Genomic DNA, 14,846 nt, shown 5'->3' on the forward strand with positions numbered 1-14,846 from the left:
CTAGCTTAAAAGCGCCAACTAAATCACTGGAATATAACCTAGAGCAATACTTCCTGCCCCTAGGTGTGTTCCAATGACACTACCAAATGTAGCAAGTGAAATATCCGTACCTACTCCAGATTCAAGTAAGTGCTGACGCAATTCTTCAGCCTTTTCAGGAGCATTCCCGTGAATGACAATGATACGGTATTGGCCTGAAGCTGTGGCTTCCTTGATAATTTCAATTAAGCGCTTGGTTGCTTTCTTTTCAGTACGAACTTTTTCGTAAACTTCAATCACACCTTGGTCATTGAAATAGAGGATTGGCTTAATGCTTAGCAGATTGCCCAAAATAGCAGCTCCATTTGAAAGGCGTCCACCTTTAACCAAGTGGTCCAAGTCATCCACCATGATGAAAGCAGATGTGTGACTAATTTGAATAGCTAGCTTATCCTGAATAATGGCAAAGTCATCACCCTGGTCTCGCCAGTTAAAGACACTTTCAACCATGATACCCAGAGGAGCACTTGTAATCAAAGTGTCTGGGAAGGCAATGGTTAAGCCCTCATAGTCATCGACCATATACTGGATATTTTGGTAAAAACCTGAAATTCCAGAAGATAGGAAAAGCCCCAAAACATGTGTATAGCCTTGTTCTTTGAGCCAAGTTAGAATCTCATCTAACTTTGCAATACTTGGTTGACTGGTCTTAGGCAATTCAGAAGCCTGAGCCATTTTTTGGTAAAATTCCTCAGCAGTCAGATTGATGCCTTCGACATACTCTTCACCATCAATATTGACAGGAATATCCAAGACAAACAAATCTTCTCTTTGTAAGGTCTCTGCACTGAGATAGGCAGAGGAATCTGTGATAACAGCTAATTTCATATTAGAACTCCAAATTGATTCCTGGTAAGTCTAATGCAATTTCAGTTACTTCGTAAGTCAAACGGTTAAGCATGTTCAAACATGGACGGGCCAAAGTTTCAACTTCCTCTTGATTAAACTCACTTGGTTCATTGACAATACGACCTTCTACATGGTTAACTTGGGAAATCGTTCCACTGATAACAAATTTGTCAAAGACAATCATAAAACTTAAGACAACCACTAAAGATGTCACTTGATTTTCTTGGTCATGTTGGAGTAATTGGAAGTTCACATCCACCTTAGTTTCAGGAGCTCCATTTTCATTTTCCCATTCAAAATTACGCGCATCAAAATGATACTGACTAACAAATTCTTGTTCACGTTTAAGATTCATGTCTTTCTCCCTTGGCTACAATATTATAAGCTATTGTACCATAATTTTTTATTTTCATCTAGTTTTCTAGGATTTAGTCAATCCCGATTTCAGCTCGAACTACGTCTGCGATAGTATCAACATAGTAGTCCACTTCTTCTGTTGTAGGCGCTTCTGCCATGACACGCAAAAGGGGCTCTGTTCCACTTGGGCGTACTAGGATACGGCCATTCCCTGCCATTTCTTCTTCCATCTTCTCGATGATAGCCTTAATAGCTGGCACTTCCATAGCCTTTTCCTTCATGGCATTTTCCACTCGGATATTGACTAATTTTTGTGGATAGATGGTTACTTCTACTGCCAACTCTGACAAACTCTTACCAGTTTCCTTCATGATTTTAGTCAATTGGACAGCTGATAATTGACCATCACCTGTTGTATTGTAGTCCATCAAGATGACGTGACCAGACTGTTCACCACCAAGGTTGTAACCTGATTTTCGCATTTCTTCCACAACATAGCGGTCGCCAACTGCAGTGACTGCCTTGTTAATGCCTTCACGGTCCAAGGCCTTGTGGAAGCCAAGGTTGGACATAACAGTTGTCACAATTGTATTTTGCGCCAATTGTCCTTTTTCAGAAAGATATTTTCCGATGATGTACATAATCTTGTCACCATCAACGATGTCGCCATTTTCATCAACAGCAATCAAACGGTCACTGTCTCCGTCAAAGGCCAAACCAATAGCTGAGCCGCTTTCTTTGACCACATCTTGAAGAGCTTCTGGGTGAGTTGAACCAACATTAAGGTTGATGTTAAGACCATCTGGTGTTTCCCCGATAACAGTTAATTGAGCGCCAAGGTCTGCAAAGATTTGACGGGCACTTGTAGACGCCGCACCGTTTGCTGTGTCCAAGGCAACCTTCATTCCCTCAAGAGGAGTTCCAGTTGAAACAAGATAGCCTTCATACTTACGCAAGCCTTCTGGATAATCTACCAAGGTTCCCAAGCCTTCTGCACTTGGACGAGGAAGAGTATCTTCCGCAGCGTCTAGCAAGGCTTCAATTTCTGCTTCTTTTTCATCGTCCAGTTTGAAGCCATCACCGCCAAAGAACTTAATTCCGTTATCAAGGGCTGGATTGTGGCTGGCAGAAATCATGACACCAGCACTTGCTCCTTCAGTTTTTACCAAGTAAGCTACTGCTGGTGTTGCCAAAACACCTAGTTTGTATACGTGAATACCAACTGAAAGAAGACCAGCTACCAAGGCAGATTCTAGCATTTCCCCAGAAATACGTGTATCACGTCCTACAAAAACTTTCGGTGCTTCCGTTTCATGTTGGCTAAGAACATAGCCTCCAAAACGTCCTAGTTTAAAGGCCAATTCTGGCGTTAATTCTACGTTAGCTTCTCCACGGACTCCATCAGTCCCAAAATATTTACCCATTTTTATAAAATCCTTTTCCTATTTTTAATTCGTTTTTGAACTAGTTGCTTTCGTTGACGAAGATGTCTCCGACGAACTGCTTGTTGTTGAATTTGATGTGCTTGAACTTGGTGCTACTGGTTTTGTAGTCACCTTCATTGTCGTGTCGAACGGAGTAATAACTGCCGGTAAGACAACACCATTGCGATCGATTGCCTGCAAAGGTACTGAACCACTGTAATTACCTGTTATGCGTTCGCTGGTTGGTAAAAGCGCAATAACTTTGTCAATCTTAGCTAATGTTTCCTGGTCAGTTGTGACCGAAACTCGTTCGTTTGACACGGTTATACTATCAATTTGTAACTTGGGATCAATCTGGCTTTGGTCAACTTGTGGCACAACAAGCATCCCATCTCGCTTAACCTTCTTCCCAACTTTCACTGTAATCTTTTGAGGCGTTGCCACAGCGGTCAATCCACTTGGAAGATTTTCAATATTCAAGGGAACTTCAATCGTTCCAACACTGGCATCCGTCAAATCAGCAGTTACCTTAAACTTACGAGTGCTCTCCTGCATTTCGCTGGCCAAGGTCACACGATTAGCTCCGGTTAATATCACTGAAACTTCTGATGCAAATCCGCTAATGAAATACTGGTCATCATCATAGTGAATAACAATAGGAACGTTCGTTATCGTATTGGTGTAAGTTTCTGATTTAACCTGCCTTGCGGTATTACTATTTTGAAAGTTGGTTGACGTTGCATAGATGAATAAGATACAAGCAAAAAAGAGAGATGAAATGATGTATAGACTATTTTTCCTCATATTTCCAACCTCCTAACAAACGGTCCTTGAAACTGACTTTTTCCTCAACGGCTGGCAAAAGAATTGCTCGTAGCTCTGCTTCAAATTCTTCAATCGTCAAGTCGTGCTTGAAAACACCGTTATAGGTAATAGAAATGCCACCTGTTTCCTCTGAGACGATGAAGGTCAAGGCATCGGATACTTCTGACAAACCGATAGCCGCCCGATGTCTGGTCCCAAATTCCTTTGAAATCCCTGTGCTTTCTGTCAAGGGCAGATAGGCAGAGGTGACTGCAATCCGATTTTCTCTGATAATCACAGCACCATCGTGTAGGGGAGTGTTGGGGATAAAGATATTAATAAGGAGTTCAGCTGAAATATTGGCATCCAAAGGAATCCCTGTCGCAATGTATTCTTGCAAGGTCCGAACTCGTTGGATGGCAACCAGAGCACCAATCTTACGAGGACTCATATATTCAACCGACTTGACAAAGGCACGAATCATTTGCTCTTCTGCACTAATTTGAGCAGTAGAAAAGAAATCTGTCGCCCTTCCCAAGCGTTCCAAACCAGTCCGAATCTCTGGAGAGAAGATAACAACCGCAGCAATAACCCCATAGGTGATAATTTGATTAATCAACCAAGAAATCGTTGTTAAACCAAGGATATTGGCTACAACCTGGGCTAATACAAAGATCACGACCCCACGCACCAAAATCATAATCTTGGTGCCAGCTATCGCTTTTGTAAAACGATATAAAATATAGGCCACAATCAAAATATCAAACAGATTGATGGCAATACTCCAAGGACTAGAAAACAAGCTAGTCCAATATTGCAGGTTGGATAATTGTTGAAAGTTCATCTGCTGTCTCCTCTCTGTCCAAACACGTTCCTTTCTATTATACCATTTTTCTGGCATTTTTTTCCCTATCCTACTTCATTTTAAATTAAAGAAAAAATATGATAAAATAAACTGACTAGAAAAAACAAAGGAGAAACCATGTCTCAACTCTATGATATCACTATTGTAGGTGGCGGTCCTGTCGGGCTCTTTGCAGCCTTCTATGCCCACCTACGCCAAGCTAAAGTTCAAATCATCGACTCCCTTCCGCAACTAGGTGGACAACCTGCTATTCTCTATCCTGAAAAGGAAATTCTAGACGTACCGGGATTCCCAAACCTGACTGGAGAAGAGTTGACCAACCGCTTGATTGAACAACTAAATGGCTTTGATACCCCTATTCATCTCAATGAAACGGTTCTTGAGATTGAAAAACAAGAAGAAGTCTTTGTCATCACAACTTCTAAAGGAAATCACCTGTCTAAAACTGTTATCATTGCTATGGGGGGCGGTGCCTTTAAACCTCGTCCGCTGGAATTAGAAGGCGTTGAGGGCTATGAAAATATCCACTATCATGTTTCCAACATTCAGCAATACGCTGGTAAGAAAGTAACGATTCTTGGTGGGGGGGACTCGGCTGTGGATTGGGCTTTGGCTTTTGAAAAAATTGCACCAACTACCCTTGTTCACCGCAGAGATAATTTCCGCGCCTTGGAACACAGTGTCCAAGCCTTACAAGAATCATCTGTATCCATCAAGACACCATTCGTTCCTAGCCAACTCCTTGGAGATGGAAAAATGCTTGACAAGTTGGAAATCACAAAAGTTAAATCTGATGAAACAGAAACTATTGACCTAGACCACCTCTTTGTCAACTATGGTTTCAAATCTTCTGTTGGTAACCTTAAAAACTGGGGTCTGGACCTCAACCGCCACAAGATTATCGTCAACAGCAAACAGGAATCCAGCCAAGCAGGTATCTATGCTATCGGTGACTGCTGCTACTATGACGGAAAAATTGATTTGATTGCAACAGGACTGGGAGAAGCTCCAACTGCTGTCAACAATGCCATCAACTACATTGACCCTGAGCAAAAAGTACAACCAAAACACTCTACTAGTTTATAAAAAAGAACCACGAGTCAAATGCGATTCGTGGTTTTATAATTCATCGGCTATCTTATTGATTTTTCTAAGTCTGTGGTTGACACCACTTTTGGTCAGAGGGGTGCTGAGGCTGTCTGCCAACTGCTGGATAGAGTAGTCTGGGTGCTGAATCCGCAGTTGCGCTACCTCCTGCAAATCCACTGGCAGATTTTCTAAGCCCATGATATCTTTGATTTTACTGATATTGTTGATAGTCTTCATGCTGGCAGAAACTGTCCGAGCGATATTAGCTGTCTCGGCATTATTGGCCCTATTGAGGTCATTACGAGTTTCTCGTAAAATCTTAACCCGCTCAAAATCATCACGTGCCTGCATGGCTCCGATGACAATCAAGAAGTCCATAATATCTTCAGCACGCTGGAGATAGGTCACAGCTCCCTTTTTGCGCTCAAGCACCTTGGCATCCAGCAAAAACTGCTGGAGAAGAGAGGCAATCCCTTGCGCGTGGTCCAGATAAACAGAACTGATTTCCAACTGGTACTTGCCTGACTCAGGGTCACGAATGCTTCCATTTGCCAAGAAGGCGCCACAAAGATAAGCACGACCTGCTTCCTCGTCCGATAAAATCGCCTCATCAATACCTGTTTCAAGGCCAAAGAAAGAGTCTGCCAAGTGCAAATCACTCAACAAGTCCTGCACCTTTTCATCTGTAAAAACGGTATAGACTCGATTCTTGCGAAGATTGCTCCGTTGGTGGTGGCGAATTTCCGATTTGATTTCGTAGAAATGGAGAAAGGACTCGTAGAGGTGACGAGCCAGTTTGGCATTTTCTGTCACAACTGACAAGGTCAAGCCCGAAGTCGAGAGACCGATACTGCCAGACATTTTGATAATGGCAGATAATTCATGCCGGCTCAGATGGTGTTGACCTAAGATTTCTTCTTTTACTGCTACTGTGAAACTCATTTTCTCACCTGTATAATCCGCATCAACTCATCCACGATCAAATCTCCATCGTGAAAGGCACCCCCATTTTCCAGACGAAGGAAGTTAGAGGAAATCACGCGCGGAACTTGCTTACAAAGACCAGCAAAATCATGTTCCACCTGCACTAAGTATTCATCAAAACGGTTGGAATTCATGTATTCCTGAGGCACTTTTTCAATATTCACCAAGACAGTATCGATAAAAGGTCGGCCAAGGTGACGATGCAAGACCTCTACGTGGTCACTATCTGTAAAGTGTTCCGTCTCCCCACGTTGGGTCATGATATTGCAGACATAGGCGATTTCTGCCTTGGTTTCCAAAAGTGCCTGCCCGATTTCCTTAATCACGATATTGGGCAAAATCGAGGTAAAGAGGGAACCAGGTCCGAGGACAATCATGTCACTTTCAAGAATGGTCTGCACTACTCGACGACTGGCCAGAGGCGTATCATCGTTGAGGGTATTGGTCACATAGACATGGTCAATCATGCCTGGATGGTCTGCAATATGACTCTCTCCAGCCACTTCTGTCCCATCCTGAAAGACTGCATGAAGGGTCAATGGATGGTCACTGGAAGGATAAATCTTCCCAGTTGTATGGAAAAATTTGCTCAGTAACTGCATGGCATTATAAGTCGAACCCTGCATTTCTGACAAGCCAGCAATGATGAGATTACCCAATGGATGACCAGCAAAGGCTCCTGCATCTTCAGAAAAGCGATACTGAAAGACTTTCTCATAAAACTTAGGCATATCCGACATGGCCACAAGGACATTGCGGAGATCTCCTGGCGGTGTCAACTGCTGCATGTTTTTTCGGAGTTCACCTGATGAACCACCATCATCGGCCACCGTTACGATAGCAGCGATTTCCACATCTTTTTCACGCAGACTTTTAAGAATGACGGGGATCCCAGTCCCTCCACCAATCACCGTTATCTTTGGTTTTCTCATGAACGGTTTACCGTTTCCTTTCTTCGGTCTTTGTCGCGATGCCCTTCATTAACAGGCCAATTCTTGGATAAGTCCTGCGCCAAGCGTTTAGCAAAGGCCACACTACGGTGTTGCCCACCCGTACAACCCATGGCAATGGTCAAAACGGACTTACCTTCCTTTTGGTAACTTGGCAAAATCGGCTCAATCAAGGCCAACAAATGTTGATAGAAGTCTTCTGACTCAGGGTGATTCATGACATAGTCATAAACTGGTTCATCTACACCCGTTTGGTTTCGCAGTTCTGGAAGGTAGTATGGATTTGGCAAGAAACGGACATCAAAAACCAAGTCTGCATCAATCGGGATTCCATATTTAAAGCCAAAAGACATGACTTCGATACGGAAAGACTGGGCTTGTTCTTGGTCTGAAAACTGCTCTGCAATGGTTTTACGTAGCTCACGTGGAGTGAGTTCAGTCGTATCCACCACATTTTGACTCATATTTTTCAAAGGCGCCAAGAGTTCACGTTCCAGCTTGATTCCATCCAAAATCCGTCCATCTGCAGCTAGAGGGTGACTTCGTCTGGTTTCCTTGTAACGAGCAACCAATTCCTTATCAGCTGCATCCAAAAAGAGAATTTTAAAGTCCAGTTCTTCCTTATTTTCCAACTCATCCAAAACAGCTGAAATCTCTGAGAAGAAAGAACGGCTACGCATATCCACTACCAAGGCCAACTTATGGTCGTCTTCCTTTGTTTCCACCAACTGCAAAAACTTAGGCAAGAGAGCTGGAGGCATATTGTCAATAGTAAAATAGCCTAGATCCTCGAAGGACTGAATGGCCACAGTTTTCCCTGCACCACTCATCCCTGTCACAATCACCAAGTGAAGTTGTTTCTTTGTCATCTTTTTCTCCTTATATCAAAAGAAGTTTGGCAGAACCAAACTTCAACTAGCTTATCCAATCTCTGCGATGACTTCGATTTCGACTTTTACATCACGAGGAAGACGAGCTACCTCCACAGCTGAACGAGCTGGGAATTCCTCTTTAAAGGCCGTTTGGTAAACCTCATTAAAAGGAACAAAGTCGTTCATATCGCTCAAGAAGCAAGTAGTTTTGACAACATGGTCAAAGTCAGTTCCTGCTTCTGCCAAAATAGCACCGATGTTTTTCAAGACTTGTTCTGTCTGTTCTTGAATCGTTTCTCCAACGATTTCCCCAGTTTCAGGAGAGAGAGGAACTTGACCACTAGCAAACAAAAGGTTGCCAACGATTTTTCCTTGAACATATGGTCCGATAGCCTTTGGAGCTTTGTCTGTATGAATTGTTTTTGCCATTTTCTTTTCCTCACAATTTTTCTAAGATTGAATCCCAAGCCTCATCCATCCCTGCCTTGCTGACAGATGAAAAGAGGATAAAGTCATCACTTGGGTCAAAGTTTAATTTCTTTTTAATTGCTGATTCGTGCTTGTTCCATTTACCACGAGGAATCTTGTCCGCCTTGGTCGCAACGATGATAACCGGAATCTCATAATACTTGAGAAATTCGTACATCTGCACATCATCTGCTGACGGATCGTGACGGAGATCCACCAGACTGACCACCGCACGGAGATTTTCTCGAGTTGTCAGATACTCCTCAATCATGCGCCCCCACTTTTCACGTTCCTTTTTGGAAACACGGGCATAGCCATAACCAGGCACATCCACAAAGCGCATCTTGTCGTCGATATTAAAGAAGTTGAGAAGCTGGGTTTTACCAGGTTTACCTGATGTTCGGGCGAGATTCTTACGGTTCAACATAGTGTTGATAAAGCTGGATTTACCAACATTTGAACGCCCTGCAAGAGCGATTTCTGGCAGTTCATCCTTCGGATAGTGGGATTTATTGGCCGCACTGAGCAAGATTTCTGCATTGTGTGTATTAAGTTCCATAGTCACCCCTAGGCTGTTTCTAGGATTGGTTTATCCGTTCCATCGACAGCTTCTTTAGTGATGCGGACCAATTTCACATTTTCCTGACTCGGTACTTCAAACATGACATCTAGCATGGTTTCTTCGATAATCGAGCGAAGACCACGCGCACCAGTTTTGCGTTCGATAGCCTTATTGGCGATTTCTTGAAGGGCTTCGTCGTCAAATTCCAACTCGACATCATCATAAGAAAGCAAGGTTTGGTACTGTTTGACCAAGGCATTTCTTGGCTCTTTCAAGATGCGAACCAAGTCATCCACTGTCAATTGCTCCAAAGCTGCAAAGACTGGCAAGCGCCCAATCAACTCTGGGATAATACCAAATTTTTGAATATCTTCTGCGATGATTTCTTGCATGTAAGAGCTATTTTCATCAATCGCCTTGTTATTTTGACCAAAACCGATAACCTTTTCACCCAGACGTTGTTTGACGATTTCTTCAATACCATCAAAGGCACCACCCACGATGAAGAGGATATTTTTCGTATCAACTTGAATCATCTCTTGTTGCGGATGCTTGCGTCCACCTTGAGGTGGCACACTTGCAACTGTTCCCTCGATAATCTTGAGAAGAGCTTGTTGCACCCCTTCACCAGAAACATCACGTGTGATAGAAACGTTCTCGCTTTTCTTGGCAATCTTGTCAATTTCATCCACATAGATAATCCCACGCTCTGCGCGCTCAATGTTAAAGTCAGCAGCCTGCAATAGTTTGAGGAGGATGTTTTCCACGTCCTCACCCACATAACCAGCCTCAGTAAGAGCTGTCGCATCTGCAATGGCAAAAGGTACATTTAAACTCTTAGCCAAGGTCTGGGCAAGGAATGTTTTCCCTGAACCAGTTGGGCCAATCATCAAAATGTTTGACTTCTGCAAATCCACATCTTCTGACTCTTCACGCGTATCGTGGAAATTGATGCGTTTGTAGTGGTTGTAAACTGCAACTGCCAATGCACGCTTGGCACGATCTTGACCGATTACATAGTGGTTCAATATATGGAGAAGTTCGATTGGTTTTGGAACTTCTGACAAGTCTGCCAAGACTTCCTCAGCCAACTCTTCCCGAATGATTTCCTGGGCTAACTCCACACATTCATTACAGATAAAGGCGTTATTGCCTGCGATTATTTTTTGTACTTCTTCTTGGCTTTTGCCACAAAATGAGCAATAAACCATCATATCATTATTCCTAGTTGTAGGCATGATTTCCTTCCGTTCTATTCTATACTGTCATTCTATCTAAAATAAGGTCATGTAAAAAGCATGGATACTATTGACCAAATTGGTAAAGGCATTTAACAAGAGCAGGACAGAAAGTCCATAACGCTTTTTACGAAAAGCCTGTGCTCCAGCAAGCAAACAGACCAAACACAGCATGGCTGTAAAAAAACCAAATATACTACGTTCCATTAGACTTCCTTTCTCTTACGGTATTGGATGGTAAAATCATAAGGATTATTCTCATCTTTGGCGTAAAATTTGCTTGAAACTATTTCAAAAATAGACAAATCAAACTCTTCAGGAAAATAGGTATCTCCCTCTACCCGAGCATGAATGTGAGTCACAATCACTTCGTCAAGGTAAGGTTCAAAAGCCTGAAAAATTTGCTTTCCACCGAGAATATAAAGATTCTTATCTTGAGCCTGATACCAGCCCAAGACAGACTGAACATCATAAAAAGTAGTAACCTCGTCTATCTTTTCTTCTGGATTACGAGTCAAAATCAGGGTCTCCCGTTTTGGAAGCAAGCGACGCTCCATCCCATCAAAGGTCACACGCCCCATCAAGATAGCATGATTCAGAGTTGTTTCTTTGAAGTGTTGCAATTCTGCTGGTAAATGCCAAGGCAGACGATTGTCCTTCCCAATTACACCATCTTCATCCTGGGCCCAAATAGCTACGATTTTCTTAGTCATGCTTCCATCCTTTTTACTGATAGTACTATTTTATCAAAAAACTCAAAAAAAGACTGGTTTGGAATGCGTTCAGTTTGATAGAAAAGAAGCAGGCTAGCTTTAGCCTGCTTCTCCTGTCCCTAGGACATACGTTTCTTTGCTTCTAATTCAATTTTTTTGACTACTTCTTGAATGTTCAAACCAGTTGTATCAAGGTAAACTGCATCCTCTGCTTGTTTGAGAGGTGAAGTCTCACGATGGCTATCCTTGTAGTCACGCGCAGCAATTTCCTCTTTTAGGGTTTCAAGATCTGTTTCAATTCCCTTGGCAATATTTTCCTTGTAACGGCGTTCTGCTCTTTCATCAACAGAAGCTACTAGGAAAATTTTCAATTCTGCTTTTGGCAATACAACAGTCCCAATATCGCGACCATCCATGACAATCCCACCTTGCTGGGCAATCTCTTGTTGGAGAGAAACTAGTTTCTCACGTACTTCAGGAATTGCTGCAATAGCTGAAACATGATTGGTCACTTCATTTTCACGAATAGGATGGGTAATATCCACATCTCCTACAAAGACAAGTTGTTCTCCAGTTTCTGAGCGCCCAAAACTGATTGGATGCTGGTCCAATAAGGCTAAAAGTTCCTCAATCTCTTCCAATCCTAACTGGTGTTTCAGAGCCATATAGGTCGCTGCACGATACATAGCACCTGTATCTAGATAGGTGTAACCAAAATTTTTAGCAATAATCTTAGCAACCGTACTCTTACCGCTTGAAGCTGGACCATCGATAGCAATTTGAATTGTTTTCATATCAACTCCTATTTGATTTTGATAACATCACCTGGATTAGCAAACCAAGACCCTGTAGCCATATGTCCAGGATTCAAGGCCTCTAGCTGAGCAATCGAGATTCCTGCACGAGCGGCAATGGTTGCTTCTCCTTCTCCAGCCTGAACTGTAATTGTCCCTTCACTATCAGTATGCTCTTCAGAATGACTTTCACTAGAAGAACTCTCTGTAGAAGTTGCTTCTTCAGTCTTGCTAGATGAAGATGCGGATTCTTCTGTTACAGAGGTTGAAACAGGGGCAGATGAATCATAAAAATCTTTCAAGGCTGCTGTACGATTACTCCCTCCACTTGAAAGGTAAATCAATACTATTATCATTACTACAACAATCACGAAAAAGAGACTAGCTAGAATCGTCAAGACACGATTTGCAACAATACCTGTACCTTTTTGATTACGTTGACGTCGTTCCGTTCTCGTCTGTTCTTCCTGATTCTCATAAATATCTTCTTGCCACGGTTCTTTTGCCATACCTTACTCCTTGTTTTTTTTTACTTTTCTTATTACAATATAAATATGAAAATCACACTTATACCTGAACGCTGCATCGCCTGTGGGCTTTGCCAAACTTATTCTGATTTATTTGATTACCACGATAATGGAATCGTGCGTTTTTACGATGACCCTGACCAACTAGAAAAAGAAATCTCTCCTAGTCAGGACGTCGTAGAAGCTGTTAGAAACTGTCCGACACGTGCCTTGATTAAAGATTAACTCTAATACCGACAAGAACGTTCCACTCCTTCTAGTTTAGCATATTTCCATGCAAAATTATAGTCTTTTCTCTTTATTTTTTTCTGTAAAATCAGGAAGGTCACTTTTTTCTTTGACGAGATAAAGTGGTCTTTTTTTAGTCTCTAGATAAATCTTACTGATATACTTGCCGAGAATCCCAATGGTCAAGAGTTGAATCCCACCAAGGAAGAGAATAACAGCCATCAGAGAGGTCCAACCTGATGTCGGATTGCCCAAAATGAGGGTCCGCACCACAACAAAAAAGGTCATAAGCAGAGAAATAAAACACGATAGGAGACCTGCCACAAAGGCTATAATCAAGGGAAAATCTGAAAAATTAACAATCCCTTCAATGGAGTAGAAAAAAAGTTGCCTAAAACTCCAACTGGTCTTGCCAGCCTGCCTTTCGACATTTGGATAGTCCAGATAGTAGGTTTTAAAACCGACCCAGGCAAAAAGTCCTTTAGAAAAACGATTGGACTCAGTCAAGCTTAAAATGGCATCGACTACAGACCTTCTCATCATGCGAAAATCACGGACACCTGACGGCAGGGCTACTGGACTAATTTTTTTCATGAAGCCGTAAAATAGATTAGCACAAAAACTGCGAAAGAAGGGTTCCCCCTCCCGACTAGTTCTCCTGGTCCCAACACAGTCCAAGTCTGTATTCTGGTCTAGTAAGGCTTTCATCTCAAGCAATATACTAGGAGGATCTTGGAGGTCTGCATCCATCACCACCACTAGATCTCCTGTCGCATATTGCAAGCCTGCATACAGAGCTGCTTCTTTGCCAAAATTTCGCGAGAAAGAAATATAATGCACTGCTGGATTTTGCTCCCGATAGGTCTTTAAGAGTTCCAAGGTCCCATCACTTGATCCATCATCGACAAAGACATACTCGAGTTCTGCTCCCAAGTCAGGAATTAAGGATTCCAAAGCCTGATAAAAAAGAGGAAGTACTTCCTCTTCGTTTAAACAGGGGACAATGATTGATATCACCATCTTAGTCTTCGAATCCATTTGGATGCTTGCTTTGCCAACGCCATGCGTCTTCACACATTTGGGTGATGTCTAATTCTGCTTCCCAACCGAGTTCTGCTTTGGCTTTTGCAGGATCTGAATAGCAGGCTGCGATATCACCTGGGCGACGGTCTACAATGCGGTAAGGAATTGGACGTCCCACTGCTTTTTCCATGTTTTGAATAATTTCAAGAACAGAATAACCTTTACCTGTTCCAAGGTTATAAACGTTTAGACCTGAACCTTTTTGGATTTTTTGTAGAGCTGCAACGTGACCTTTAGCCAAATCGACAACGTGGATATAATCACGAACACCAGTTCCATCTTCCGTATCGTAGTCGTCTCCAAACACTTGCACTTGCTCTAATTTCCCAACTGCTACTTGAGTCACATATGGCAAGAGGTTGTTTGGAATACCGTTTGGATTTTCTCCTAGGTCTCCACTTTCATGAGCTCCGATTGGGTTGAAATAACGAAGCAAGACCACATTCCATTCTGAGTCTGCCTTGTAGATATCGGTCAAAATTTCCTCTAGCATAAGCTTGGTGCGGCCATATGGGTTGGTCACTGAAAGTGGGAAATCTTCCAAGATTGGCACTGTATGAGGATCTCCGTAAACTGTCGCAGAAGAACTGAAAATGATGTTTTTACAGTTGTTTTCTTCCATAGCTTTTAGAAGACTAACAGTTCCTGCGATATTATTGTCATAGTAGGCAAGAGGAATACGGGTAGATTCACCTACAGCCTTCAAGCCAGCAAAGTGAATGACCCCTGTTGGTTCTTCTTGTTTGAAAATGTCACGAAGAGTATCTGTATCACGGATATCTGCCTCATAGAAAGGCACTTCAACTCCTGTAATTCTCTCAACAACTTCTAAACTTTTTCTGTTACTATTAACAAGGTTATCCACCACAACAACCTGATGACCTGCTTGGATTAACTCAATAACTGTATGGGTTCCGATAAAACCTGCTCCACCCGTTACTAAAATCTTTTCTTGCATCTTTTTTCCTCGATTCTCGGATTCTTTTTTCTTATTTTACCA

General features: G+C 42.4%; 19 protein-coding genes. 2 read left to right on the forward strand and 17 right to left on the reverse strand.

Features of this window, described 5'->3' with window-relative positions; genetic code table 11:
* Positions 1 to 18 precede the first annotated feature (18 nt).
* The 5 genes from LG372_RS03015 to cdaA all read right to left on the reverse strand — a co-directional run bounded on the left by LG372_RS03015 (position 19) and on the right by cdaA (position 4,317).
* Entirely contained in the window at positions 19 to 867 is an 849-nt protein-coding gene (locus LG372_RS03015) for a DegV family protein (RefSeq protein ID WP_049551633.1), read from the reverse strand.
* 1 nt (position 868) lies between these two features.
* Positions 869 to 1,243 (reverse strand): DUF1149 family protein, encoded by a 375-nt coding sequence (locus LG372_RS03020; RefSeq protein WP_049487011.1) that lies wholly within the window; start codon positions 1,241 to 1,243, stop codon positions 869 to 871.
* Positions 1,244 to 1,316: 73 nt separating this feature from the next.
* The gene (gene glmM, locus LG372_RS03025; protein ID WP_049551634.1) at positions 1,317 to 2,669 is read right to left on the reverse strand and encodes a phosphoglucosamine mutase; all 1,353 of its coding nucleotides are present in this window, start codon (positions 2,667 to 2,669) and stop codon (positions 1,317 to 1,319) included.
* A gap of 24 nt (positions 2,670 to 2,693) precedes the next feature.
* On the reverse strand, positions 2,694 to 3,473 hold the full coding sequence (locus tag LG372_RS03030) for a YbbR-like domain-containing protein (protein WP_225742099.1): 780 nt from the start codon (positions 3,471 to 3,473) through the stop codon (positions 2,694 to 2,696).
* Positions 3,460 to 4,317: a diadenylate cyclase CdaA gene (gene cdaA / locus LG372_RS03035; RefSeq protein ID WP_225742100.1), complete on the reverse strand. Its 858-nt coding sequence runs from the start codon at positions 4,315 to 4,317 to the stop codon at positions 3,460 to 3,462. Before cdaA ends, LG372_RS03030 begins: the two co-directional genes overlap by 14 nt.
* Before the next feature lie 138 nt (positions 4,318 to 4,455).
* Between cdaA and LG372_RS03040 the strand changes: the two genes are divergently transcribed.
* A complete protein-coding gene (locus tag LG372_RS03040) occupies positions 4,456 to 5,424 on the forward strand; it encodes an NAD(P)/FAD-dependent oxidoreductase (RefSeq protein WP_070842827.1) in 969 nt (322 codons plus the stop codon).
* A gap of 33 nt (positions 5,425 to 5,457) precedes the next feature.
* Here LG372_RS03040 and whiA read toward each other — a convergent pair whose 3' ends face one another.
* The 10 genes from whiA to LG372_RS03090 all read right to left on the reverse strand — a co-directional run bounded on the left by whiA (position 5,458) and on the right by LG372_RS03090 (position 12,517).
* On the reverse strand, positions 5,458 to 6,369 hold the full coding sequence (gene whiA / locus LG372_RS03045; protein WP_000011276.1) for a DNA-binding protein WhiA: 912 nt from the start codon (positions 6,367 to 6,369) through the stop codon (positions 5,458 to 5,460).
* Positions 6,366 to 7,343 carry a YvcK family protein gene (locus LG372_RS03050; RefSeq protein ID WP_001231075.1) on the reverse strand — a complete coding sequence of 326 codons (978 nt, stop codon included), beginning with the start codon at positions 7,341 to 7,343 and terminating at the stop codon, positions 6,366 to 6,368. Before LG372_RS03050 ends, whiA begins: the two co-directional genes overlap by 4 nt.
* Positions 7,340 to 8,230, reverse strand: a complete 891-nt coding sequence (rapZ, locus tag LG372_RS03055; protein ID WP_225742101.1) for an RNase adapter RapZ — start codon at positions 8,228 to 8,230, stop codon at positions 7,340 to 7,342. Before rapZ ends, LG372_RS03050 begins: the two co-directional genes overlap by 4 nt.
* Positions 8,231 to 8,281: 51 nt before the next feature.
* Positions 8,282 to 8,662, reverse strand: coding sequence for a RidA family protein (locus tag LG372_RS03060; RefSeq protein WP_001140420.1), 381 nt, complete (start codon positions 8,660 to 8,662; stop codon positions 8,282 to 8,284).
* A 10-nt stretch (positions 8,663 to 8,672) separates the two neighbouring features.
* Positions 8,673 to 9,260 carry a ribosome biogenesis GTP-binding protein YihA/YsxC gene (gene yihA, locus LG372_RS03065; RefSeq protein ID WP_225742102.1) on the reverse strand — a complete coding sequence of 196 codons (588 nt, stop codon included), beginning with the start codon at positions 9,258 to 9,260 and terminating at the stop codon, positions 8,673 to 8,675.
* An 8-nt stretch (positions 9,261 to 9,268) separates the two neighbouring features.
* Positions 9,269 to 10,501, reverse strand: a complete 1,233-nt coding sequence (gene clpX, locus LG372_RS03070) for an ATP-dependent Clp protease ATP-binding subunit ClpX (protein WP_025169664.1) — start codon at positions 10,499 to 10,501, stop codon at positions 9,269 to 9,271.
* A 36-nt stretch (positions 10,502 to 10,537) separates the two neighbouring features.
* Positions 10,538 to 10,708: a hypothetical protein gene (locus LG372_RS03075; RefSeq protein ID WP_042901356.1), complete on the reverse strand. Its 171-nt coding sequence runs from the start codon at positions 10,706 to 10,708 to the stop codon at positions 10,538 to 10,540.
* The gene (locus tag LG372_RS03080) at positions 10,708 to 11,214 is read right to left on the reverse strand and encodes a dihydrofolate reductase (RefSeq protein ID WP_225742103.1); all 507 of its coding nucleotides are present in this window, start codon (positions 11,212 to 11,214) and stop codon (positions 10,708 to 10,710) included. The genes LG372_RS03075 and LG372_RS03080 overlap by 1 nt, the downstream gene beginning before the upstream one ends.
* A 119-nt stretch (positions 11,215 to 11,333) precedes the next feature.
* Positions 11,334 to 12,008 carry a (d)CMP kinase gene (gene cmk / locus LG372_RS03085; RefSeq protein ID WP_225742104.1) on the reverse strand — a complete coding sequence of 225 codons (675 nt, stop codon included), beginning with the start codon at positions 12,006 to 12,008 and terminating at the stop codon, positions 11,334 to 11,336.
* Positions 12,009 to 12,016: 8 nt separating this feature from the next.
* Positions 12,017 to 12,517: an SAG1386/EF1546 family surface-associated protein gene (locus LG372_RS03090; protein ID WP_049487134.1), complete on the reverse strand. Its 501-nt coding sequence runs from the start codon at positions 12,515 to 12,517 to the stop codon at positions 12,017 to 12,019.
* A gap of 45 nt (positions 12,518 to 12,562) precedes the next feature.
* On the opposite strand from LG372_RS03090, the gene LG372_RS03095 reads away from it, so the two are divergent.
* Complete coding sequence (locus LG372_RS03095) at positions 12,563 to 12,760, forward strand: ferredoxin (protein WP_161683526.1); 198 nt, start codon at positions 12,563 to 12,565, stop codon at positions 12,758 to 12,760.
* A 57-nt stretch (positions 12,761 to 12,817) separates the two neighbouring features.
* Here LG372_RS03095 and LG372_RS03100 read toward each other — a convergent pair whose 3' ends face one another.
* Both LG372_RS03100 and galE read right to left on the reverse strand, forming a co-directional pair.
* Positions 12,818 to 13,783: a glycosyltransferase family 2 protein gene (locus LG372_RS03100; RefSeq protein WP_225742119.1), complete on the reverse strand. Its 966-nt coding sequence runs from the start codon at positions 13,781 to 13,783 to the stop codon at positions 12,818 to 12,820.
* A 1-nt stretch (position 13,784) separates the two neighbouring features.
* Positions 13,785 to 14,804 carry a UDP-glucose 4-epimerase GalE gene (gene galE, locus LG372_RS03105; RefSeq protein WP_225742105.1) on the reverse strand — a complete coding sequence of 340 codons (1,020 nt, stop codon included), beginning with the start codon at positions 14,802 to 14,804 and terminating at the stop codon, positions 13,785 to 13,787.
* Positions 14,805 to 14,846 lie beyond the last annotated feature (42 nt).

This window comes from Streptococcus sp. Marseille-Q5112, assembly GCF_916700555.1.
Classification (GTDB): domain Bacteria; phylum Bacillota; class Bacilli; order Lactobacillales; family Streptococcaceae; genus Streptococcus; species Streptococcus symci.

Excerpts from the sequence above, each read along its gene's own strand:
- LG372_RS03015 (WP_049551633.1), bottom strand. The coding sequence starts at position 867 with ATGAAATTAGCTGTTATCACAGATTCCTCTGCCTATCTCAGTGCAGAG.
- LG372_RS03020 (WP_049487011.1), bottom strand. The coding sequence starts at position 1,243 with ATGAATCTTAAACGTGAACAAGAATTTGTTAGTCAGTATCATTTTGAT.
- glmM (WP_049551634.1), bottom strand. The coding sequence starts at position 2,669 with ATGGGTAAATATTTTGGGACTGATGGAGTCCGTGGAGAAGCTAACGTA.
- LG372_RS03030 (WP_225742099.1), bottom strand. The coding sequence starts at position 3,473 with ATGAGGAAAAATAGTCTATACATCATTTCATCTCTCTTTTTTGCTTGT.
- cdaA (WP_225742100.1), bottom strand. The coding sequence starts at position 4,317 with ATGAACTTTCAACAATTATCCAACCTGCAATATTGGACTAGCTTGTTT.
- LG372_RS03040 (WP_070842827.1), top strand. The coding sequence starts at position 4,456 with ATGTCTCAACTCTATGATATCACTATTGTAGGTGGCGGTCCTGTCGGG.
- whiA (WP_000011276.1), bottom strand. The coding sequence starts at position 6,369 with ATGAGTTTCACAGTAGCAGTAAAAGAAGAAATCTTAGGTCAACACCAT.
- LG372_RS03050 (WP_001231075.1), bottom strand. The coding sequence starts at position 7,343 with ATGAGAAAACCAAAGATAACGGTGATTGGTGGAGGGACTGGGATCCCC.
- rapZ (WP_225742101.1), bottom strand. The coding sequence starts at position 8,230 with ATGACAAAGAAACAACTTCACTTGGTGATTGTGACAGGGATGAGTGGT.
- LG372_RS03060 (WP_001140420.1), bottom strand. The coding sequence starts at position 8,662 with ATGGCAAAAACAATTCATACAGACAAAGCTCCAAAGGCTATCGGACCA.
- yihA (WP_225742102.1), bottom strand. The coding sequence starts at position 9,260 with ATGGAACTTAATACACACAATGCAGAAATCTTGCTCAGTGCGGCCAAT.
- clpX (WP_025169664.1), bottom strand. The coding sequence starts at position 10,501 with ATGCCTACAACTAGGAATAATGATATGATGGTTTATTGCTCATTTTGT.
- LG372_RS03075 (WP_042901356.1), bottom strand. The coding sequence starts at position 10,708 with ATGGAACGTAGTATATTTGGTTTTTTTACAGCCATGCTGTGTTTGGTC.
- LG372_RS03080 (WP_225742103.1), bottom strand. The coding sequence starts at position 11,214 with ATGACTAAGAAAATCGTAGCTATTTGGGCCCAGGATGAAGATGGTGTA.
- cmk (WP_225742104.1), bottom strand. The coding sequence starts at position 12,008 with ATGAAAACAATTCAAATTGCTATCGATGGTCCAGCTTCAAGCGGTAAG.
- LG372_RS03090 (WP_049487134.1), bottom strand. The coding sequence starts at position 12,517 with ATGGCAAAAGAACCGTGGCAAGAAGATATTTATGAGAATCAGGAAGAA.
- LG372_RS03095 (WP_161683526.1), top strand. The coding sequence starts at position 12,563 with ATGAAAATCACACTTATACCTGAACGCTGCATCGCCTGTGGGCTTTGC.
- LG372_RS03100 (WP_225742119.1), bottom strand. The coding sequence starts at position 13,783 with ATGGTGATATCAATCATTGTCCCCTGTTTAAACGAAGAGGAAGTACTT.
- galE (WP_225742105.1), bottom strand. The coding sequence starts at position 14,804 with ATGCAAGAAAAGATTTTAGTAACGGGTGGAGCAGGTTTTATCGGAACC.